Below are 21,782 nucleotides of genomic sequence, written 5' to 3'. Positions count from 1 at the left end.
GCGGAGGGAGTGCCGGTATGTAAGGAAAACGAATGGTCACGGGGTTTCTTTAAACGACCGCAGACGGGCTGCGGTCGCTGACAGTCGGGTTCAGAGGTCGCGCACTACGCGAAAGCCCAGCCAGTCGCCCTTGCTGGTCGGCCAGCTGCTGTTGCGGTTGCCGGAACGGGAAAACACCGGTGCTTCGCCCCAGTCGTTGCCGCGCATGACCTGGCGTTCGCAGTTTTCCTGTACCCATGGGCGGCCGTCGTTGGGTACGCCGGAGTAATCCTTGTGATAACAGTCGGCCGTCCATTCGTAGACGTTGCCGTGGGCGTCGTACACGCCAAAGGCGTTGGCCGGGAAGGTGCCGGCCGGGGACGTGAAGTTGTAACCGTCGGCGGCGCCGTAGGTGTTGGCGTGTTTGGAAATCTGGTAGTCGCTGCCTTCGTCGAACGGGAAGGGGAACGAACCGGTGCTGCCGCCACGGGCCGCGTATTCGCGGATCGACTCGCTCGGCAGGCGATAGCGGTGGCCGGTCTTTTTCGACAGCCAGTCGATGTAGCCCTGGGCTTCGGCCACGTTCATGCAGACGGCCGGGTCGCGTTTGGTCTGTTTGAACTCGGGCTTGCCGGCGGTGCAGCGGCGGCCCGGGCGATCATCGAAGTCATAGGGCTTGGCGCCGGTCTCGCGGACATACGCATCCCACTCGCCGACCAGCACCTGAAAGCGGCTGATGGCGAACGGTCGGGTGAAGGTCACTTCGTGGCGCGGGCCTTCGTCGGGCTCGCGGCCGACTTCGTCGTCCGGTGTGCCCATGGTGTAACTGCCGGTTGGCAACACCACCATTTCCGGACAGTCCTTGCAGTCCTTGAACACTTTGCCGGGGGCCGGCGGGGTGGCTGCCACGGCGGCGCCCGGCAGAAGGCCCGCGCACAGGGCGGTCAGGGCCAGGGCGGGCAATGCCTTGAAGGTGATTGAGGCGTGAGGCTTTTTCATGAGTCGTCTCTGTTTAAAGGAAACCGGGGCGCAGGGGTCAGGCGCGCAGCGTCTTGCCCAGCAAATCGAGGAAACGGTCCACTTCGGCTTCAGTGTTGAGCAGACCGGGCGCGGTCCGGATCACCGGGCCGACGTCGCGGCTGACGGCATCACAGACCACGCGGTGTTTCATCAGGCGGGCGGCGATGTCATCGCTGTCACGGCCCTTGACCCGGAAGAAGCTGAAACCGGCAGAGAACTCCGGATCGACCGGGGTCACCAGTTCGACATTCGGCTGTTCCAGCAAGCGCTGCTTCAAATAGCTGTTGAGCTGATGGATGCGCGCCTGCACGTCGGCCTTGCCCAGTTGCAGGTGAAGCTTGAACGCCTCGTCCACCGCCCAGCGATGTTCGAAGGCGTGATAGCCGCCGGGCGTCATGGTCTTGGCGAAGGTCGTGGCTTCGGAGAAGGTCGGCACGCTGGGGCTGACGTATTTCACCTCGTCGCTGCGACTGCAGACGATGCCGGTGCCGCGCGGGCCGAACATCCATTTGTGCGTGCCGGCGATGAAGAAATCGCAGTTCATCTGCGGGAAGCTCAGGTCTTCGACACCAAAACCGTGCACGCCGTCGACCACGTAAATGATCCGGTCCTTGTCGTCGCGGTTTCGGTTGTGTTCGTCGACGAGGCGGGCGATATCGCCAATCGGCAGTTTCACACCGCTGCCCGAGTGCACCCAGGTCATGCCGAGAACGCGGGTTTCGGGGCGGATGTTGCGATTGATGGTGTCGAGCACCTGATCCGTCGAAACGCTTTGCGGGTTCTCGAACAGCGTGAGCTTGCGCACCCGGGTGCCGTCGCGGGCGGTGCGGAAGTCGAGTATGTTGCGGGTGGAGTAATGCTCGTGAACCGTGGTCAGGATTTCCTGGTCCGGGCGTACGTGCACACTGCCGTAGATCATCGCCAGACCTTCGGTGGTGCTGCCGGTGAGGGCGATCTGGCTCGGCCTGGCCTGCAAGTACTGGCCGGCCCAGACCCGCACGTTCTCTTCGCGCTGTTCGGTGACGCCCAGATCCCAGTCCATCGCCAGGCCCGGATTGCGGTCGATGTCCTCACGATGGCGAGCGATAGCCTCGCGCACTGGCCTTGGGTGCGATGTCACCAGGAAGTTGGCGAAGTGGATCGCGTCCGGATCCTGTTCGAACATCCCGCGCAAGGCCAACCATTTGTCCTGCGGCGAAGCGGCGGCGCGGGCCGGCTCAGCCAGGCTGACGCCCAGAGGCAGGGCGGCGGCCAGTACGCCGGCCTGCTTCAGAAAAGTGCGGCGGTCAGTCATGGTCGGGTCGTGTCCTGACGGGAGATCAGGGCAGGTTTGGCGGCTTTCTGCACCTGATCCCAGACCCGCAGGAAGTTGCCGCCCCACAGCTTGGCGATGTCGGCTTCGGAGTAACCGCGCTGGATCAGTTCGGCGGTGACGTTGCGGATCTCGCCGACGTTTTCCCAGCCCTTGATTCCGCCGCCGTCATTGAAGTCCGAAGAGATGCCGACGTGGTCGATGCCGATCTTGCGCACGGTGTAGTCGATGGCGTCGCCGAAGTCCTTGAGAGTGGCTTTCGGTTCTTCTTCGAGAATTCCGTACAGGCCGCTGGCGTACTGACCGAGTTTCTGTTCCGACCAGGCGGTGATGATCGGGTCGCCCGGCATCAGCGCCATGGCCAGGTTCGGCAGAGGCGGCAGATCGAAGCGGGCGCGCAGGGCGTTGAGTTTGTCCTGGGTGCCCTGGGTCAGCGGTTTGAGGTACTGCGAGAAACCGACCACCTGCACCACGCCGCCGCTGTTCTTGATCAGCTGCAGTTCCTTGTCGCTTAGGTTACGCGGAATGTCCACCGCCGCTCTCGGCGCGGAGTGCGAAGCCACCAGCGGTGTACGGCTCAGTTGCGCAACCTGCTCCAGGCCCTTGGTCGACATCTGCGAGACGTCGATGATCACGCCCAGGTCATTGAGGCGGTGCACGGCCTGTTTGCCGATGTCCGAGAGGCCGTCCAGCGCATCCGGGGAATCATTGAAAAACGGCAACGGGCGCGAGGAGTCTGCCCAGCTGTTGTTGCCGATATAGCTGAAGCCGAACATGCGCATGCCACGACCGGCCCACAGGTCCAGTTTGCTCAGGTCGTTACCCAGCGGGTAGGCGTTGAGCATGCTGATGAAAATCGCAAACTTGCCTTCGCCGTGCAGGCGGCGGAAATCGTCAGGGGTATAGGCGATGCCGACCTGATTGGGGAAGTCGCGCACCAGGCCCGAGATGATCTTGTAGCGCACTTCCTGTTGATTGCGGGCCTCTTCGACGAAACCGTCGGTAGGCCGGTGCGGCGCGTTCGGGCCGTTCCACATCTCCGGCCAGCCGAACACCGTCAGCGCCGCGCCGGACAGCCGTCCACGGTTGGCCTTGATCAGGTCGAACTGCCCGGAGCCGTCCTTGTCGGCTTCATTGCCATGGGCGCCGAAACTCAAGGGCACGGTGATGTGGCTGTCGAACGACAGGATCCGCTCCTGCAGTTCGGTGGCCTGTTTCATCACCTTGACCGGGTAGCCGGGATTGTCCCTGAACCAGTAATCCCAGACCAGAAAGCCTGCGCCGGCGCTGATCGCCAAGGCCAGCGGCAGGCCGATGTATAGAGCCTTTTTCGAACGCGGTTTTGTCATTGCCATCTCATTCAGGTTCGCCGTCGAGGTACAGGCGCAGGGGCCTTTGCTATCTGGGAGGAACGACTGGGGAGGCAAAGAATTTAGCGAGGCGGCAAAAGAACGCGCGAACGCGGTCCGGGCGTTCGGAGATCTTTTCGGGCAGGCGATAAATTTGTCGCACCAGCAAACGTTCTAGCTTGGATAAAGCCTGCTTCATGGCTGACACAGGTAGGGCAATGACGATCTCTCGACGCTGGTTCATGGCGGGCATGGCACTCACGGGCGCTGCGCTGCCTGCCGCTTTTTATGCACATCGTGAGCTGACCCGCGAGGAGGAGCCGATCACGCCGGGCGAGGCCACGGTGGATCTGGCGGACACTGCCGGCCAGCAGTTGGCCGACAACCTGCGCGGTGTCTGGGACATCCGTTTCACGGGCGCCGATGCCGGACTCGACGGCCTGCCCCGTGAAGGCCTGGAATTGTTTCTCGATATTGCCCAGCGCGGGCGCGGCTTGCGCGGCTGTCTCGACACCGGCGCGCGGTTGCGGGGCGACGGTTTGCCCCGCTATGACGTCATTGGCGATCTGGTCTCGGGTAATGGCGCGCAGTTGTACTGGCGTCTGATGCGCACGGACCAGCCACAGGCGCCGGCGGTCTACGAGCTCGATGTCAAACTGGACGAAGTCTGGGCGGCCTTCGGCAATGCCGGCAGCGGCACGTTCACCGGGCAGGTGCTGCGCCTGGATCGGCCGCTGGGTCTGCCGGAGCTCGATAACCGTTTCATCGCCATCAAACGCCGTTTCCCCGAGGCGCGTGAGCGAACCGGTCTGAACCCGACCTTGCTGGCGTGGCTGGTATCGCCTGAGCATCGCCTGTTTCACCAGCTCTGGCATGCCTCGCGGGACAAGTGGCACAAACTGTCCGAGAAAAAACGCGATGCGTTGCGCGGCATCGGCTGGCAACCCGGCCCGCGTTACAAGGAGCGTGATGCGCGCGGTCCGCGCAAGGATCGCAACGGCTCGGGCATCGACTTTTTCTTCATGCACCGGCATATGCTGGGCACCGCCCGCTCAATGCAGGACTTGCCGTCCTGGTTGAAATTCCCCGCGCCGCAACCGGAGCTCGAGCGTGATCGTCTGGGGTTCGCCCGCTACTTCGACAACCACGACGGCGATGCCTTGCCGCCGACCTGGCTGACGGAAGGCGATGACGAATACACACAGTGGGTCAGCGACATCAAGACGGCCGAGACCTACCACAGCAACTTCCAGGTCTGGGAATCGCAGTACACCGATCCGCGCTATCTCTCGAAGCTGACGCTCGGCCAGTTCGGCTCGGAAGTCGAGCTGGGCCTGCACGACTGGCTGCACATGCGCTGGGCATCGGTGGCCCGTGATCCGTCCAACGATATTCCGGTGCCGATGGCCCGGGATCAGGCTGACTTCGCGGCGCGCTGGTATGCCCCGGAAAACGATTTTCTCGGCGATCCGTTTTCCTCCCATGTGAACCCGGTGTTCTGGCGTTTCCATGGCTGGATCGACGACCGCATCGAAGACTGGTATCGCGCTCACGAACGCTTTCATCCAGGTGAAGTGAGCCGCCTGCAAGTCAATGGCGTCCAATGGTTTGCACCGGGGCGCTGGGTCGAGGTCGATGATCCGTGGCTCGGCCCCGACACCCATGGTTGCAGCACCGTTCCCGGCCTTCAGGCAGGACGCTCGGTGGAGATGGACCCGGAAACCATGAAGCTGGCATTGCGCATCACGTTCGGCGATGAAGACAACATGGCCGACCTGTTCCGCAAAGTGCCGCAGCGGCCGTGGTACGCCAGGCACCTGAAGGTCAAGGGGCGGCAGCTCTGAAGGCAAAAAAATCGCAGCGTCGGGCTGCGATTTTTTTTGCCTTGAACAAGGCGCTGTTCAGATGACTTGCCAACCCCCGCCCAGCGCCTTGTACAGCGCAATGCTGGCCTGCAGGCGTGACAGCCGCAGCTGCACGTTCATGTCCTGGGCGGCATACAGCGTGCGTTGAGTCTGCAACACCGTCAGCAGATCCTCGGCGCCGGCCTGATAGCGGCTCTGGGCGATATCGAACGCGGTCTGTGCCTGGCGCAGTTCCTCGCCTTGCCATTGACGCTGTTCATCGAGGCCGCGAATGCTCGTCAGGGCTTTTTCCACGTCCGCGAAACCATTGATGATTGCGCCGCGATAGGTCTCCAGCAATTCTTCCTGGCGCGCCGTGGCCTTGTCGCGTTCGGCACGCAGGCGGCCATTGTTGAAGATCGGTGCCACCAGACCTGACGACAGGTTGTAGAAGGTCGTGCGCAGCAGATCCGATGCGAGGTCCGCGCCGGTGCCGAGGCTGGCGGTCAGCGTGACCTTGGGCAGCATGGCGGCGCGGGCGACGGTCACATCGGCCTGGGCGGCGGCCAGTCTGGCCTCGGCGCTGGCGATGTCCGGGCGCCGTTGCAGCAGGTCGCTGGGCACGCCGCTGGCGATGTCCGGCCATTGCAGTTGGGCGAATGCCTGTCGGGGTGTCGGCAACTCCTGCACCGGTCGGCCGAGCAGCGCGGCCAGGGTGATCAGTGCCTCGCGGGCCTGTTGTTGTACCAGCGGCAGTTTGCGCTGTTGTTCGGCGACCAGGCTTTTCTGCTGGGCCAGTTCCAGCGAGGTGGCGCTGCCGGCGTCGTAGCGGGTCTGCACCAGATGCAGAACGCTTTGCGCATTGGTCAGATTGAGTTCGGCGATCCGCGCCTGTTCGCGCAGCGCCAGGGCCTGGGTGTAGCTGTTGGCGACGGCACTTTGCAGGGTCAGTTCCACCGTCGAGCGATCGAACTCGCTGGCCTGCAAGCCGAACACCGCGCTGTCCCGGGCGGCGCGTTTGCCGCCCCAGAAATCGATTTCGTAACTGGCGCTCAACTCGGCGTCGTAGTAATCCAGCGAGCGGTTGTCGGGGTTCACGTCGAGCTGGCTGTAGCCTTTGCCGTGCAGGAGTTTCTGGCGATTGGCATTCAGCCCGGCCTTGACCTCGGGCAGCAGCGGCGCACCGGCGATTGTCGCGCTGGCCTGCGCCTGCCTCACTCGGGCGACGGCGGCGGCCAGGTCATGGCTGCCCAGTCGGGCCTGTTCGATCAGATGATCGAGTTCAGTGCTGCCGAAATGCGTCCACCATTGTCGATCGCTTTGGCTGGCGCCGGGATGTTCGGGCGATTGCCAGGCGGGCGGTGGTTGCAGGCCGCTGTCGGGGCGTGGCGCGGGGCTGCCGCACGCCGCCAGCAAAACACTGGCGGCGAGAAGTGTCAGGTGGGCTTTCATAGGTCGATCATTCACTGGTGAGGGCCTTGACCGGATCGAGCCGGGCGGCCTTGCGGGCAGGCATGAAACCGAAGATGACGCCGGTGGCCAGCGCGCAACCGAAGGCGCCGAACACCGCGATCCACTGGAACGCCATGGCGACGCCGCTGAGTTGCAGCACACCACCGACCAGCATCGCCAGGCTGATCCCGGCAACGCCGCCGACCACCGAGAGCATCACTGCCTCGGTCAGGAACTGGCGCAGGATGTCGCGCTGGCGGGCGCCGGTGGCCATGCGGATGCCGATTTCCCGGGTGCGCTCGCGCACGGTCATGAGCATGATGTTCATCACGCCGATGCCGCCCACCAGCAGGGAAATGGCGGCGATCGCGCCGAGCATCAGCGACAGCGTGCCCTGGGTTCGCGCCTCGGCCTGAATCATGGCGGCGTTGTTGGTCAGCTCGAAATCCTTTTTGCCGTTGTGCCGGCGCAGCATCGATTGCTCGATGGCTTGCTCAGCCTCTTTGACCTTGCGGGCGTCCCGCGCGGCGATGACCACATACTCGGGATTGCGGCTGCCGAACAGGCGCATGCTGGCGGCGGAGTAGGGCACGGCGATCCGGTTGTCACTGTCCGAGTCGCCGGAGCTGGAGCCTTTTTCAGCGAGGACTCCGAGCACCTGGAACGGTACGTTTTCGATCAGGATGTATTGACCGACGGGATCGGCGACATCCTTGAGCAGTTTGTCGCGAACCTTGGTGCCGATCACCGCCACGGCAGCGGCGCTGTCCTCGTCGGCTTGCGTGAAGTAGCTGCCCTGGACCACCGGCCAATTGAAAATGGTCGGGAAATTGGTGTCATTGCCGCCCACGTAACTGGTGTGGTCGGCATTGCCGAAGCGCACGCCGGCGGTCGAGCCGTTGACCGGCATGATGCGCTCCACCTGGGGCAGGGCGGCCAGTTCGGCAACGTCATCGAGGGTGATGATGCCCGGTGGCGTGCGCGGGTTTGGGGCGGCGCCGCTGAGGTAAATGATGTTGGAGCCGAAGGCGCCCATTTGCGCCATTACCTGGCGCTTGCTGCCTTCGCCCACCGCCAGCATCACCACCACGGACGCGACGCCGATGACGATGCCCAGCAGGGTCAGCGCGGTGCGGAATCGGTTGACCCACATCACTCGCCACGCCGCTTGCACGGCGTCTACCAATTCGCCTTTCCAGGCGCCGGTCTGGGTGCTGCCGGTGTTCAGACGCTCGCGCAGATCCACGGCCTGCAATGCGCCGGAACCGACGGCGGGCGAGGGGGGCGATGACGGATCGGCGGTGTCGCTGATGATCAGGCCGTCGCGGATCTCAATGATGCGCTTGGCGCGTTGCGCAACTTCGCGGTCGTGGGTGATGAGAATCACCACATGGCCCTGATCCGCCAGTTCATCGAGCAGGGTCATGACTTCGGCGCCGCTGTGGCTGTCGAGTGCACCGGTGGGTTCGTCGGCGAGAATGATATGACCGCCATTCATCAGCGCACGGGCAATCGATACCCGCTGCTGCTGTCCGCCGGAGAGTTGGTGCGGGCGGTTGGCGGTGCGCCCGGCAAGGCCCAGGCGAGTCAGCAACGCGTGGGCCCGGGCGTGGCGTTCGGCGGCCGGTGTGCCTGCATAGATGGCCGGCATTTCGACGTTTTCCTGGGCCGAGCCTGACGGAATCAGGTGATAGCCCTGAAACACGAAGCCGAACGCCTCGCGTCGCAGCCAGGCCAGAGCGTCGGTGTCCAGCCGCGCGACCTCTTCACCGGCAAACAGGTATTCGCCGCTGGTCGGTCGGTCGAGGCAGCCGAGGAGGTTCATCAGTGTCGATTTGCCGGAACCGGACGCGCCGACGATCGCCACGAATTCGCCGGCATGAATCGACAGATCTATGCCGCGCAGCACTTCCACCCGCGGACTGTCGCCGCCGCCGTAGGCTTTGCGGATCTGCCGCAGGTCAATCAGGGGCGTTTGCATTCAGCCTCCGTTGCCAGTGGCCGGGCTGCTCAGGACATGATCGCCTTCGACAAGTCCTTCGAGGATCTGCGTGCGCAAGCGGTCGCGGATGCCGGTGCGCACTTCCCGGGACTGGACGTCGCCATTGGCAGCGACCACCTGCGCCAGTTGCCAGTCCGCGCGAGCGCTGTGTTGCAGGGCGGCGGTGGGCACGGTCAGGGTGTTCTGTGCCTGCTGCGAAACAAAGAACACCTGGGCGGTCATGTCGGTCATCAGGGTGTTATCGGCGTTATCGACATCCAGCAATACCGTGTAAAGCACCACTCGTTCGCTGCCACTGCGACCGCTGGTGGGGCTGGCGCCCTGGCTCTGTTCGAGCGGGCGCGGCGGCACCGGCAGAATCTGCCGTACGGTACTGCTCCAGCGACGGCTGCCGCCGCTGAGGGTGGTGAAGTAAGCGGTCATGCCCGGTTTGACGTGACCGATGTCGGCCTCGGAGACTTCGGCCCACACGGTCATCGGGGAGAGCCGCGCGATCCGCAGAATCAGCGGGGTCTGCTGTTGCGCGTTGAGCGTCTGGCCCTCCCGGGCGCCTACCGCCACCACCGTGCCGGACATCGGCGCATAGATGCGCGTGTAGCCGAGCTCGGCTTCGTCGCTGCGCAGACTGGCTTGCGCCTGGCGGATCTGCGCCTGGAACATGTCAATGCGCGCCTGCGTGGCGCGCACTTCGGCCCGGGCGGTCTGGACGTCTTCCTCGCGGGTGGCGCCGCCGGCGGCGAGTTTTTGCTGGCGCTGGTACTTTTGCTGCGCCAGCTCATGCTGGGCGCGTTGCTCCTGCAACTGCGCCTTGAGGTTCTCGATGGAGAACCGGCCTGCGTCGAGCTTGGCCTTTTGCGTGGACGGGTCGATTTCCACCAGCAACTGGCCTTCCTTGACCACATCGCCGGCCTCGACATGAATTTTCTGGATCTGCCCGGACGCCTGGGCACCGACATCCACATAGCGCCTCGGTTGCAGGGTGCCGAGTGCAGTCACGCTGTTTTCGATATCGCCGCGTGTCACTTGAACGGTGGCGAGGGTCTCGCGGCCCGGCGGCAACACCTGCCATGCAGCAACAGCGATGACAGGGATCAGGCAAAGGGCAACGAACAGGGCGCGTCGGGCGGGGCGGGGACGTTTCATGCAGGGTTCCGGCCAGTGGAATTCGGCCCGTCGTTCAGCAGGTGAACAGGTTCGGTGGGTCGCTGAACGCTGTCGCAAGGCACGACAGACACGGGGAGCTGTCCTGTAAACGATGAATGCGCAAGGGAATTTAAGTGCTCACACACGAAGTTACAGGTTGCCCGGCAGGACTATTTGTCTGGTGAAGAGAATCACTACTTTAAATCTATATGAGAATTACTATAAATTACGCCCCTCAAGTTGCCACTATCTTGCTACTGCCCACTGGGCGGTCAGGATCGGGCTCAAGGACAGAAACCGCACCCCACGCGGCCGGGAGTCATGTTGGAAAACTACTATCGCGAATTGGTGTGTTTCCTGAACGCCAAGCTCGGCAACCGCCAGGTCGCCGAAGATGTGGTGCATGACGCTTATGTGCGGGTGCTGGAGCGCTCCAGCGACACGCCGATCGAGCAACCCCGGGCTTTCCTCTACCGCACCGCGCTCAATCTGGTAATCGACGACCATCGGCGCAATGCCCTGCGTCAGGTTGAATCACTGGATGTGCTCGACAGCGAAGAACGCTATTTCACTCCGTCCCCTCACAGTACCTTCGACCACAGTCAGCGCCTGGAGATGCTTCAGCGTGCCCTGGCAGAACTTTCGCCGCTGTGCCGCGAAAGTTTTCTGCTGCGCAAGATCGAAGGTCTGTCGCACCCCGAGATTGCCGAACACCTAGGGATTTCCAAGGCTCTGGTGGAAAAGCACATCGTCAACGCCATGAAGCATTGCCGCCTGCGCATCAAACAATGGGACGCCCATTGAGCCGTCGTCGTTAAATTTTATTTCACTGTCCTCGTTCCTACTCAACAGACGATCTGCTGTCCTGCTCAAGGCCGGTCAGGTCACTCAGGCTTTTCGTCCAGAGGACACTGGAAATGACACAGGCAATTGCATCGCCCATCGTTCACGACCTGATCGGCGTCGGTTTCGGCCCTTCGAACCTGGCGCTGGCCATCGCTCTGCAGGAGCGCGGCCCGACCCAGGGGGAACTGGATGTTCTGTTTCTCGACAAACAACCCAACTACAGCTGGCACGGCAACACCCTGTCGACCCAGAGCGAGTTGCAGATTTCCTTCCTCAAGGATCTGGTGACCCTGCGCAATCCGACCAGCCCGTACTCGTTCGTCAACTACCTCAAGCACCACGGCCGTCTGGTGGACTTCATCAACCTCGGCACCTTCTACCCCTGCCGCATGGAGTACAACGACTACCTGCGCTGGGTCGCCGCGCAGTTCACCGAGCAGAGCCGCTACGGTGAAGAAGTGCTGACCATCGAGCCGGTGCTGCACAACCATCAGGTCGAAGCGCTGCGGGTGATTTCCCGTGATACCGAAGGCCAGCAATTCGTGCGCACCGCGCGTTCGGTGGTGGTCAGCGCCGGTGGTACGCCGCGCATTCCCGAGGCGTTCAAGGCACTGAAGGGCGACGGTCGGGTGTTCCATCACTCGCAATACCTGGCCGAGATGGCCAAGCAGCCGTGCAACAACAACCAGCCGATGAGCATCGCGATCATCGGTGGCGGCCAGAGCGCGGCGGAAGCCTTCATCGACTTGAACGATTCGTTCCCGTCGGTACAGGTCGACATGATCCTGCGCGGCTCGGCCCTGAAACCGGCGGACGACAGCCCGTTCGTCAACGAAGTGTTCTCGCCGGAATTCACCGACCTGATCTTCCAGCAGAAGAGCAGCGAGCGTGAGCGTCTGGTCAACGAGTACCACAACACCAACTACTCGGTGGTCGACATCGACCTGATCGAGCGCATCTACGGCATCTTCTATCGCCAGAAGGTTTCCGGTGTTGCGCGCCATGCGTTCCGCACTCTGACCACGGTCGAGAAAGCCACCGCCACCGAGCGCGGTATCGAACTGACCGTGCGCAACAACGCCACCGGCGAAGTCACCGTGCGTGCCTACGACGCGGTCGTTCTGGCCACCGGTTACGAGCGTCAGATGCATCGCAAACTGCTGGCGCCGCTGGAGGAATACCTGGGCGATTTCGAGGTCGACCGCAATTACCGGCTGATCACCGATGAGCGCTGCAAGGCCGGTCTGTACATGCAGGGCTTCTGCCAGGCCAGCCACGGTCTGAGCGATACGCTGCTGTCGATCCTGCCGATCCGCGCGGACGAGATTGCCGGCTCGCTGTATGAGCATGGCAAGAACCGCGGGCACAGCCGTTCGGTGATGGACTTGTTGCTGGCGACTGCCAGCTAAGTATCCTTTCAGCCTCCACACTGATCGTTCCCACGCTCTGCGTGGGAATGCCTCAAGGGACGCTCCGCGTTCCAATGGGGCGCAGAGCGTCCCCGGCTGCATTCCCACGCAGAGCGTGGGAACGATTTCGGCGATCTCGGGGGCAATCCTGAACCCTTCCTGAACACCCGCCACATTCCCCGACACACTTCCTTTTGCGGGTTTACTCTCCAGACATCGGGGCGTAAGCTTCGCGCGTTTTCATCAATAGCGGAGACCCACAGTGGGTACTTGTTCGAGTGACAGTTGTCGGCCGGTCCTTGTAACCGGCGGATTCTCGGCAAGATAACGCGCATTCCTTTGTGCCGTTGTCTCGCCGAACAGCGAGCAGCGGCATCCCGATCATGACCGGTCCCGGTCATGTCCCGACGTCCTTCTCATCGACACTGAAAAGCCTGTGAAGTCGACTTCATCGTCGTCATTGCAGCCCTATCGACACGCCTGTCTTTTCTGACCGGCGCGCCACGTCTTGCCGTGCCGGTTTTCCGGTGCCCGAGACGAGGACGTACCTGCTCGACGGTTTCCCGGCTGACCATAGGGGCAACAGCCATGAAACTTACGCTCAAGGAATTTTTCGCAGGCTTCCTGCGGACCCGCCACATCGCCCGGCACTTCCGTCGCCTGGCTTTGCTGGAAACCCTCAACGACACCACGGTCAGCCGTGAAGTGCCGCCGACTCTCGCCAATACACTGGTGGACGCCGCCCATTGCGACAGCGGCGTGCTGCTGTCGAACCTCTGCACCCACACCGACGGTCTGACCGATTTCGAAGTCGATGTGCTGCGCGCGCAGCATGGCCTCAACGAAGTCGAACACGAGCAACCGCTGCCATGGTGGACCCATCTGTGGCACTGCTACAAAAACCCGTTCAACCTGCTGCTGACCCTGTTGGCGGTGATCTCGTGGCTGACCGAAGACCTCAAGGCCGCCATCGTGATTTTCTCGATGGTGGTGCTGTCGACGCTGCTGCGCTTCTGGCAGGAAAGCAAATCCAACCAGGCCGCCGACGCGCTCAAGGCGATGGTCAGCAACACCGCCACCGTGCTGCGCCGGGATGCGCCGCGTGCTGAACTGCCGATCAAGCAACTGGTGCCCGGCGATCTGATCGTGCTCTCGGCCGGCGACATGATTCCTGCCGATTGCCGGGTGCTCAGCGCCAAGGATCTGTTCGTCAGCCAGGCGGCGATGACCGGCGAATCGATGCCGGTGGAAAAATTCCCGCGTCAGGCCGATCGCGACACGCGCAATCCGCTGGAACTCGACAACATCCTGTTCATGGGCACCAACGTGGTGTCAGGGACGGCGGTGGCGGTGATTCTCACCACCGGCAACAGCACCTATTTCGGTGCGCTGGCACAGCGGGTCGGGGCGACTGATCGCGCGGTTACTTCGTTCCAGCAAGGCGTGAACAAAGTCAGCTGGCTATTGATCCGTTTCATGTTTGTCATGGCGCCGCTGGTGTTGTTCATCAACGGTTTCACCAAGGGCGACTGGACCGAAGCGCTGCTATTCGCGCTGTCGATTGCCGTGGGCCTGACCCCGGAAATGCTGCCGATGATCGTCACCTCGACGCTGGCCAAAGGCGCGGTGTTCCTGTCGCGCAAGAAAGTCATCGTCAAACGACTGGATGCAATCCAGAACTTCGGCGCCATGGACGTGCTGTGCACCGACAAGACCGGCACCCTGACCCAGGACAAGATCTTCCTGGCGCGCAATGTCGACGTCTGGGGCGAAGACTCCGATGACGTGCTGGAAATGGCCTACCTCAACAGCTATTACCAGACCGGCCTGAAAAACCTGCTCGACGTGGCGGTGCTGGAACATGTGGAAATCCACCGTGAGCTGAAGGTTGGCACGGCGTTTCGCAAGGTCGACGAGATCCCGTTCGACTTCAACCGCCGGCGCATGTCGGTGGTGGTGGAAGGGCGCGGCCAGCCGCATCAACTGATCTGCAAGGGCGCGGTGGAGGAGGTTCTGTCGGTGTGCAGCCGGGTGCGTCACGGTGAAGTCGACGAAGCCTTGAGCGATGAATTGCTGGCGAAAATCCGTCAGGTCACCGCAGCATTCAACGCTGAAGGCTTGCGCGTGGTAGCAGTGGCAGCACGGTCGATGCCGGAGGGGCGTGACACTTACAGCCTGGGCGACGAGCAGGAACTGACGCTGATCGGTTACGTGGCGTTTCTCGATCCACCGAAGGAAAGCACCGCCCCGGCACTCAAGGCCCTAGCCGAACACGGCGTGGCGGTGAAAGTGCTGACCGGCGACAACGAGCTGGTGACCGCCAAGATCTGCCGCGAAGTCGGCCTGGCCCAGCAAGGCCTGCTGATGGGCAACGACATCGAGCGCATGAGCGACGCTGAACTGGCCGTGGCGGTGGAAACCACTAACGTGTTCGCCAAGCTGACGCCTTCGCACAAGGAGCGCATCGTGCGCATCCTCAAGGGTAATGGTCACGTGGTCGGGTTCATGGGCGACGGCATCAACGACGCCCCGGCGCTGCGCACCGCAGATATCGGGATTTCCGTGGACAGCGCAGTGGACATCGCCAAGGAAGCGGCCGACATCATCCTGCTGGAGAAGAGCCTGATGGTGCTGGAGGAGGGCGTGCTGGAAGGGCGCCGGACCTTCGCCAACATGCTCAAGTACATCAAGATGACCGCCAGCTCGAACTTCGGCAACGTGTTCTCGGTGCTGGTGGCCAGCGCGTTCATTCCGTTCCTGCCTATGCTGCCGATGCACCTGCTGGTGCAGAACCTGCTGTATGACATTTCGCAGATTGCGATCCCGTTCGACAACGTCGACGACGAGATGCTGAAACAGCCACAACGCTGGCAGCCGGGCGATGTCGGGCGCTTCATGCTGTTCTTCGGTCCGATCAGTTCGATCTTCGACATCACAACGTTCGCCTTGATGTGGTACGTGTTCGATGCCAACACCCCGGATCACCAGACCCTGTTCCAGTCCGGCTGGTTCGTGGTGGGGCTGCTGACCCAGACGCTGATCGTGCACATGATCCGCACGCCGAAGATTCCGTTCCTGCAAAGCCGCGCGGCCATGCCGTTGCTGGTGATGACCGGAATCATCATGGCCGTGGGCATCTTCCTGCCGATGGGGCCGCTGGCGCACTACTTCAAATTGCAGGCGCTGCCGTCGATGTACTTCGTGTTCCTGCCGGTGATCCTGCTGGCGTACATGGCACTGACCCAGGCCGTCAAAGGCTTCTACATCCGCCGCTTCGGCTGGCAGTAACAGGCAAGATTCCCCCCTTGTGGGAGCAAGGGGGGCGGTTTCAAGGAGTTCGACATGCAAGCGATCAACAATCTCAACCTCACCTCATTGCTCGACACTTTGGTCAGCCTCAGCGCGGCGTTCATCCTCGGCGGCCTGATCGGCTTCGAGCGCCAGTACCGGCAACGCACGGCGGGCTTGCGCACCAATGTGCTGGTGGCGGTCGGCGCGGCGATTTTCGTCGACATGGCCAACCGTCTCGCCGGTGCCGAAGGCGCGGTCCGGGTGGTCGCGTATGTGGTCTCCGGCATCGGCTTTCTCGGTGCCGGGGTGATCATGCGCGAAGAGGGCAACGTGCGCGGCCTCAACACCGCCGCCACGCTCTGGACCTCGGCGGCCGTCGGCGCCTGCGCTGGTGCCGACCTGCTGGCCGAAGCGGTGCTGGGCACCTTGTTCGTGCTCGCCGCCAATACCTTGCTGCGGCCGATCGTCAACAACATCAACCGTCAGCCGCTCGATGTGGTCTCGGCGGAAGTCACCAACATCGTCTACGTCATCGCCCGGCGTTCGCAGCAAACGGCCGTGTTCGCCTTGCTTGAAGCCGAGCTCGAACGCAGCAACTACCCGGCCAGTGACGTCGATGTGCACGCCTTCGGGGCCGATGAAATCGAGATCGAAGCGACGCTGGCGACCACTTCGGTGGACGGCGATGAGCTGGATGCACTGGTGAAGCGGATTTCCACTTCAAGCCTGGTGGTGCAGGCTTTCTGGAGTCCGAGCACTACGGAATAAAGCGTTCAATGCGGATGAATGACGGTGTTTTTCGGAAAAGTCCTACAGAGTGCGCCTCGGCGCTTGGGTAGTCTTGCCGCCACTTGAAGCGACTACCCGGACCTCCACGTTGACCGACAAAACCCTGCGTATCCTGATCGCCGACTTGCAGCATTTTCAGCGGATGAAGATCGAACGAATGTTCAACGGCCTCGATTACTACCGTATTGCACCGGTGCAAAACCTTGCCGAACTGCTGACGCTGGTCGACTACGGCTGTCAGCCGTTCGATGTCCTGGTGATCAACGCCGAACTGGCGGTCGGGATCGCGGATCTTCGCGGTTTCCTGTTTGACCATCCGCAAATCCGGCGGGCGCTGGTCTATGGTGAGCCGGCGGATTCTTCAGGTGTTCCCCGGCAATTCGGGGCAAAGATCATCACCAGTCCTGCGCCGTTGCCATCCATCCGAGCCATCGAGCAGTTGATGACCTCAGTCGAGGCATCGCTTGGGCGCTCTTCGCGTGTTCGATCACAGATCGGTCTGGCGCACAACTGTCAGATCTGACAGGTGAAGCAACGTGCACAGCGTGTAACAGTTGTGGCGCAGCTACCAATAGTCCCGTTCATGCAAGATCGGTGGCGTCATGTGATGTATTCGCCCCGGGAGTGTTCATGGGTTCAGCATTGATCGTCGATGATCATCCCGTTGTGGTCAGTGCCGTTCGCCTGGTTCTGGAGTCGCTCGGCTACAAGCCGGTTTATGTCACCTCGGACAGTAGTGAGGTGGTGTCGTTGGTCCGTTTATACGAGCCGGATCTCATGGTGCTCGATCTGAACTTACCAGGCCCGGGTGGCCTGGAAACGCTGGAGCACCTAAAGAAAGTCGGACTGTCCTGTAAAGTCGTGGTTTTTTCCACTGCCAATCCCGATCAATTTCTGATGCGTTGCCGGCGAGCCGGTGCGATGGCCTTCGTCACCAAATCCGCCGAATTGCAGCAGCTGCAGAGTGCGATCAAGGCTGTCCGCGCGGGCTATAGCTATTTCCTGGACTTGCCGAACGTCACCGCAGGGCAGACTGAGTTGCACAGTGATGAAGGCAAGCTGATCGCGTCGCTGTCCGATCGCGAGTTGCAAATCCTGATAGAGCTGGCGCGAGGTATATCGAACAAGCAGATTGCCGAGGATATGAACCGAAGTCACAAAACCATCAGCACCTACAAGACCCGCTTGATGCTCAAGCTCGGGATCAAGTCGTCGGTGGTACTGCGAGAGTTTGCCATTCGCAACCATTTGCTCTGAGAGGATCCCCATGATGAGCCTTTTGCGATGCGTCCTGCTGCTGATGCTGCTTGCGGGCACAGCGCAGGCGGCGACTAGCGCGCAAAGGCTGGAAATAGTCTCCCGCACCCGTCTGGAAGGCGTGCAGGTCCGCCTTGATGAGCAGGATAAACAGTGGCTGAGCGCCAACCCGGTATTGCGCATCGGCGCCTCCTGGCCGGATTACCCGCCGTTTGAGTTGACCCGCAAACGCCATGAACTGGAAGGTCTTACGGCCGATTACGCCGACGCGATTGCACAGATTTTGAACATCGGCGTCGAAGTCTGGTGCTATCCCGACCGCGCAAGCGCCATGGCTGCGCTCGTGGCTGGTAAAGTGCACCTTCTGGGCACGTCGAACAAGTTTGAAGACGCTAATCCTCGCCTGATGCTGTCCCGTGCCTACGCTGAAGATCAGCCGATGTGGGTCACTCGGATCGACAATCCGTTGCCTGGCGATCTGGCTGGCAAGCGCATTGCCATGGTGGACGACTACCTGCCAGCCTCGACCATCGAAGAGGCTTACCCGCAAGCTTCCCTGCAGCGTTATCGATCGATTCTCGATGCCCTCGGCGCTGTCGCGTTCGGTCGGGATGATCTGTACCTGGGCGACTTCATCAGCGCCAGTTACCTGATCAACACCCATTTTCACAACGACTTGCAACTGGCCGGGCCTTCGGGCCTTGATGCCAACCCTTTCGGCTTTGCCCTGGCCCGCAGCAACCCGCGTTTGAAACGTCTGGTCGACAAGGCCCTGCTGGCCATTCCCATGGAGCAGCGCCTGGCCATGGAGCTGCGCTGGAGCGCCGGTCGCGCCGACATGGCGGCGCAGTTGCGGGTGAGCCTGAGCGACAGCGAGCAACAATGGCTGGATCAGCATCCGGTGATACGGGTCGGCGCTGTCGATGATTTTGCCCCGCTGACATACTTTGACGCCGATGGCCGTTTCAGTGGTCTGGCCGCTCAATTGCTCAACCTGATCAGTCAGCGCAGCGGCCTGACCTTCGAGGTGGTGCGCGGTCAAACTCTGGATCATCAGGTCGAGCAGCTCAAAAGCGGTGAGCTGGACCTGTTGCCGGTGATGACACCGAGCCGCGAGCGCGAAACTGCAATGCTGTTCACTCGGTCGTACGTGAACAGCCCCTTTGTGCTCATTACCGACTCGAAGGCGCAGGCTCCGCGCAGTCTGGACGACATGGCGGGTAAACGTCTGGCGCTTTATCGCCGTAGTCCGTTGCACGATTATCTGCTGGAGAACGTGCCGCAGATCCGCCTGATCGAGTTGCCAAGTCCGGCCGACGGCACGCAGGCGCTGCTCGACGGCAAGGCTGACGCGACATTGAGTTCGTTGCTGGTGGCGCGCTACCAGATCGATCACCAGTACCGCGATCGTTTGCGGATTGTCTCCACGCTGGGTGATTTGCCGGCGCGGGTTGCCATGGCGACGTCGCTTGAGGCCCCGCAGCTGCAATCGATTCTGAACAAGGCACTGCTGAGCATCGCACCCCAGGAAATCGACGGTCTGGTCGCGCGTTGGAGTCGTAACGTGGTGCTGCAAGACAGCTATTGGCAGCGTCATCAAACGCAAATACTGCGCGGGTTTGCAGTGGCGGCGGGGCTGTTGCTGTTGGCGTTGGGCTGGATCGGCTTTCAGCGTCGGCAGATCCGCCAGCGCCAGCAATGGCTACGGCAATTGCAGGAGGCCAAGGACGCGGCCGATGAAGCCAATCGCGCCAAGAGCACGTTTCTGGCGACCATGAGCCATGAAATCCGCACACCGATGAACGCCCTGATCGGCATGCTCGAACTGGCCCTCAAGCGTGCCGATGAAGGCGTGACCGATCGCCAGGCGATCGAGGTGGCGTCCAGCGCCGGGCAGCAACTGCTGGCATTGATCGGCGATATCCTCGACATCGCACGCATCGAGTCCGGGCATCTGTCGCTGGCCCCCGAGCGCGTCAATCTGCATGAAGTGGTGGCGTCGGTGTGTCGGATTTTCGAAGGCCTGGCCCGGCAGAAACAATTGTTGTGGCATGTAGAAATGGATGAGCGCAGCAACGTCGTGGTGATGCTCGATCCCCTGCGGTTCAAACAAGTGCTGTCGAACCTGCTGAGCAATGCAATCAAGTTCACCGAGGACGGCGAGGTGAGCCTGCGCCTGCGCGTGTTCGGCGAACAGGACGGGCTGATTGAAGCGGGCGTGATCATCGAAGACAGTGGCCGAGGGATCAGCGCCGAGGATCAGCAGCGGTTGTTCCGCCCGTTTGTGCAGGTCGGCGATCATCAGTCTGTGGCGCATGGAGGTTCTGGTCTGGGGCTGGTGATCAGCCGCAACCTGTGCCGGATGATGGGCGGTGATTTGTGGATGACCAGCGAACCGGGAAGGGGCACTCAGGTCATGCTGCGAATGGAACTGCCGGTGCTGGCGGCGCTTGTGCAAGAGGCCGCACCGGCGCCAGCGGCGACGATGGTTAACTCGCTGAACGTGCTGGTGGTGGATGACCATCCGGTGAATCGCCTGTTGTTGTGCCGGCAGTTGAGTGAACTCGGGCACCGTGCCGTTGACGCCGGTGGCGGTGAGGAGGGGCTGGCGCTTTGGCGCGGGCACGCCTTCGATGCACTGATCACCGACTGCAACATGCCGGGGCTCAACGGTTACGAGCTGACGCGAGCGGTGCGTCAGGAAGAGGCCGCGACGGGCAGGGCGCCTTGTCTGATCCTCGGATTTACCGCCAATGCGCAGATGGAAGAGAAGCAGCGATGCCGGGCGGCCGGGATGGACGATTGCCTGTTCAAGCCGGTGCTGCTGCGTGAATTGAGCCAGGCGCTGATGGCCGCCGCATCCGGGGGAGCGCCAGTCGAGAGCGTAGACGATCCGGCAGTGGCCGAATTCGATCTGAGTGCGCTGTTGCAACTGGCGGGTGCGGACAACCCGCTGATCGGGCAATTGCGTGAGGAAGTACTGAATAGTCTGCGCATCGACCTGAAGCGTCTGGATGATTCGGGCCGTAAAAGTGATCGCGCAGATTTACGTGATCTGGCGCATCACGTCACAGGCGGGGCGCACATGATCGGTGCCGAACGCGTGGTTTCGGCGTGTCGGGTGCTCGAACAGGCTTGCCGTGACGATGAGCCCGAAGCGGCATTGACGACCGCCATCGAATTGCTGCGCGTGGCCATGCACGACCTCGCGCAGCAGCTTCAGGCCTGATCGGTCAATCCCACTGCGGCGCGATGCCTTTGGGGCTGGTCAGGCGATGGCCGCGATCCAGTGTGGCGATCCGCGCCATGTCGGCGTCGCTCAGGATCAGCGCCGTGGCGCCGAGGTTGCCTTGCAGGTTGGCGCGCTTGGTCGACGACGGAATCACCGCGTAACCCGATTGCATCGCCCACGCCAGGGTGACCTGCGCCGGGGTGGCTTGCAGACGCTCGGCGATCTGCACGATCAGCGGATCCTTCAACACTTCGCCATAGGCCAGGGTCATGTACGACGTGATCTGGATGCCCTGACTCTGGGCGAATTCCACGACCTTGCGGTTTTGCAGGTACGGGTGCAATTCGATCTGATTGGTAGCGATATTTTCCGCGCCGACCGCAGCAATCGCCTGTTTCATCAGGTCGATGGTGAAGTTGGACACGCCGATCTGTCGGGTCAGGCCCAGGCGTTTGGCTTCCATCAGCGCGCCCATGAACTCTTCGACCGGCACTTGATCTTCCGGCGATGGCCAGTGGATCAGCGTCAGGTCGAGGTAATCGGTCTGCAGCTTTTGCAGGCTCTCCTTGAGGCTTTCGATCAGACGATCCTTGGCGAAGTTGGCGATCCAGATCTTGCTGGTGATGAACAGCTCTTGGCGGGCGATGCCGCTGGCAGCGATGGCCTCGCCAACGTCGGCTTCGTTTTCGTAGATCTGAGCGGTGTCGATGACCCGGTAACCGAGCTCAAGGGCAGTGCTCACCGAATCGATGACCACCTGACCTTGCAGGCGAAACGTACCAAGACCGAAAGCGGGAAGAGACATGCAGGACTCCAGGGTTGCAGTGGGAATGGGCAGGAGTATCCGCGTCTGATTC

15 protein-coding genes are annotated in these 21,782 nt (G+C 62.1%); 8 read left to right on the top strand and 7 right to left on the bottom strand.

The window, feature by feature from the left end; genetic code table 11:
• Positions 1-90: 90 nt before the first annotated feature.
• The 3 genes from CAF74_RS22930 to pvdM are packed head-to-tail and all read right to left on the bottom strand — an operon-like array spanning position 91 to position 3,660.
• Positions 91-978: a formylglycine-generating enzyme family protein gene (locus CAF74_RS22930; RefSeq protein WP_085747862.1), complete on the bottom strand. Its 888-nt coding sequence runs from the start codon at positions 976-978 to the stop codon at positions 91-93.
• A 37-nt stretch (positions 979-1,015) separates the two neighbouring features.
• Complete coding sequence (locus tag CAF74_RS22925; protein ID WP_085747861.1) at positions 1,016-2,293, bottom strand: aminotransferase class V-fold PLP-dependent enzyme; 1,278 nt, start codon at positions 2,291-2,293, stop codon at positions 1,016-1,018.
• The gene (pvdM, locus tag CAF74_RS22920) at positions 2,290-3,660 is read right to left on the bottom strand and encodes a pyoverdine-tailoring dipeptidase-like protein PvdM (RefSeq protein WP_085747860.1); all 1,371 of its coding nucleotides are present in this window, start codon (positions 3,658-3,660) and stop codon (positions 2,290-2,292) included. The genes CAF74_RS22925 and pvdM overlap by 4 nt, the downstream gene beginning before the upstream one ends.
• A 218-nt stretch (positions 3,661-3,878) precedes the next feature.
• Between pvdM and CAF74_RS22915 the strand changes: the two genes are divergently transcribed.
• On the top strand, positions 3,879-5,504 hold the full coding sequence (locus CAF74_RS22915) for a PvdJ/PvdD/PvdP-like protein (protein WP_085747859.1): 1,626 nt from the start codon (positions 3,879-3,881) through the stop codon (positions 5,502-5,504).
• A 57-nt stretch (positions 5,505-5,561) separates the two neighbouring features.
• Here CAF74_RS22915 and CAF74_RS22910 read toward each other — a convergent pair whose 3' ends face one another.
• The 3 genes from CAF74_RS22910 to CAF74_RS22900 are packed head-to-tail and all read right to left on the bottom strand — an operon-like array spanning position 5,562 to position 10,101.
• Positions 5,562-6,956, bottom strand: coding sequence for an efflux transporter outer membrane subunit (locus tag CAF74_RS22910; RefSeq protein WP_085747858.1), 1,395 nt, complete (start codon positions 6,954-6,956; stop codon positions 5,562-5,564).
• A gap of 7 nt (positions 6,957-6,963) precedes the next feature.
• Positions 6,964-8,937, bottom strand: coding sequence for a MacB family efflux pump subunit (locus CAF74_RS22905; protein WP_085747857.1), 1,974 nt, complete (start codon positions 8,935-8,937; stop codon positions 6,964-6,966).
• On the bottom strand, positions 8,938-10,101 hold the full coding sequence (locus CAF74_RS22900; RefSeq protein ID WP_085747856.1) for an efflux RND transporter periplasmic adaptor subunit: 1,164 nt from the start codon (positions 10,099-10,101) through the stop codon (positions 8,938-8,940). It lies immediately after the preceding gene.
• A 321-nt stretch (positions 10,102-10,422) separates the two neighbouring features.
• Between CAF74_RS22900 and CAF74_RS22895 the strand changes: the two genes are divergently transcribed.
• The 7 genes from CAF74_RS22895 to CAF74_RS22865 all read left to right on the top strand — a co-directional run bounded on the left by CAF74_RS22895 (position 10,423) and on the right by CAF74_RS22865 (position 20,922).
• Entirely contained in the window at positions 10,423-10,905 is a 483-nt protein-coding gene (locus CAF74_RS22895) for a sigma-70 family RNA polymerase sigma factor (protein WP_085747855.1), read from the top strand.
• Between the two features lie 113 nt (positions 10,906-11,018).
• Positions 11,019-12,356, top strand: a complete 1,338-nt coding sequence (locus tag CAF74_RS22890) for a lysine N(6)-hydroxylase/L-ornithine N(5)-oxygenase family protein (RefSeq protein WP_085747854.1) — start codon at positions 11,019-11,021, stop codon at positions 12,354-12,356.
• A 588-nt stretch (positions 12,357-12,944) separates the two neighbouring features.
• Positions 12,945-15,644, top strand: coding sequence for a magnesium-translocating P-type ATPase (gene mgtA, locus CAF74_RS22885; RefSeq protein WP_085747853.1), 2,700 nt, complete (start codon positions 12,945-12,947; stop codon positions 15,642-15,644).
• Positions 15,645-15,698: 54 nt separating this feature from the next.
• Complete coding sequence (locus CAF74_RS22880) at positions 15,699-16,415, top strand: MgtC/SapB family protein (RefSeq protein ID WP_085607898.1); 717 nt, start codon at positions 15,699-15,701, stop codon at positions 16,413-16,415.
• Between the two features lie 109 nt (positions 16,416-16,524).
• Positions 16,525-16,959 carry a chemotaxis protein CheY gene (locus tag CAF74_RS22875; protein WP_085747852.1) on the top strand — a complete coding sequence of 145 codons (435 nt, stop codon included), beginning with the start codon at positions 16,525-16,527 and terminating at the stop codon, positions 16,957-16,959.
• 107 nt (positions 16,960-17,066) lie between these two features.
• A complete protein-coding gene (locus CAF74_RS22870; protein ID WP_085747851.1) occupies positions 17,067-17,693 on the top strand; it encodes a response regulator transcription factor in 627 nt (208 codons plus the stop codon).
• A 10-nt stretch (positions 17,694-17,703) separates the two neighbouring features.
• Positions 17,704-20,922, top strand: coding sequence for an ATP-binding protein (locus CAF74_RS22865; RefSeq protein WP_085747850.1), 3,219 nt, complete (start codon positions 17,704-17,706; stop codon positions 20,920-20,922).
• Between the two features lie 4 nt (positions 20,923-20,926).
• On the opposite strand, the gene dkgB is transcribed toward CAF74_RS22865, so the two are convergent.
• Entirely contained in the window at positions 20,927-21,730 is an 804-nt protein-coding gene (gene dkgB, locus CAF74_RS22860; RefSeq protein WP_085747849.1) for a 2,5-didehydrogluconate reductase DkgB, read from the bottom strand.
• Positions 21,731-21,782 lie beyond the last annotated feature (52 nt).

Source organism: Pseudomonas sp. R45(2017) (assembly GCF_002112305.1).
Taxonomy (GTDB): Bacteria; Pseudomonadota; Gammaproteobacteria; order Pseudomonadales; family Pseudomonadaceae; genus Aquipseudomonas; species Aquipseudomonas paraglycinae.
The sequence above is the reverse complement of the archived record's forward strand: the minus strand, read 5'-3'. Positions and strand labels throughout refer to the sequence as shown.

Coding starts and splice junctions, on each gene's coding strand:
- CAF74_RS22930 (WP_085747862.1), bottom strand. CDS start 978: ATGAAAAAGCCTCACGCCTCAATCACCTTCAAGGCATTGCCCGCCCTG.
- CAF74_RS22925 (WP_085747861.1), bottom strand. CDS start 2,293: ATGACTGACCGCCGCACTTTTCTGAAGCAGGCCGGCGTACTGGCCGCC.
- pvdM (WP_085747860.1), bottom strand. CDS start 3,660: ATGACAAAACCGCGTTCGAAAAAGGCTCTATACATCGGCCTGCCGCTG.
- CAF74_RS22915 (WP_085747859.1), top strand. CDS start 3,879: ATGACGATCTCTCGACGCTGGTTCATGGCGGGCATGGCACTCACGGGC.
- CAF74_RS22910 (WP_085747858.1), bottom strand. CDS start 6,956: ATGAAAGCCCACCTGACACTTCTCGCCGCCAGTGTTTTGCTGGCGGCG.
- CAF74_RS22905 (WP_085747857.1), bottom strand. CDS start 8,937: ATGCAAACGCCCCTGATTGACCTGCGGCAGATCCGCAAAGCCTACGGC.
- CAF74_RS22900 (WP_085747856.1), bottom strand. CDS start 10,101: ATGAAACGTCCCCGCCCCGCCCGACGCGCCCTGTTCGTTGCCCTTTGC.
- CAF74_RS22895 (WP_085747855.1), top strand. CDS start 10,423: ATGTTGGAAAACTACTATCGCGAATTGGTGTGTTTCCTGAACGCCAAG.
- CAF74_RS22890 (WP_085747854.1), top strand. CDS start 11,019: ATGACACAGGCAATTGCATCGCCCATCGTTCACGACCTGATCGGCGTC.
- mgtA (WP_085747853.1), top strand. CDS start 12,945: ATGAAACTTACGCTCAAGGAATTTTTCGCAGGCTTCCTGCGGACCCGC.
- CAF74_RS22880 (WP_085607898.1), top strand. CDS start 15,699: ATGCAAGCGATCAACAATCTCAACCTCACCTCATTGCTCGACACTTTG.
- CAF74_RS22870 (WP_085747851.1), top strand. CDS start 17,067: ATGGGTTCAGCATTGATCGTCGATGATCATCCCGTTGTGGTCAGTGCC.
- CAF74_RS22865 (WP_085747850.1), top strand. CDS start 17,704: ATGATGAGCCTTTTGCGATGCGTCCTGCTGCTGATGCTGCTTGCGGGC.
- dkgB (WP_085747849.1), bottom strand. CDS start 21,730: ATGTCTCTTCCCGCTTTCGGTCTTGGTACGTTTCGCCTGCAAGGTCAG.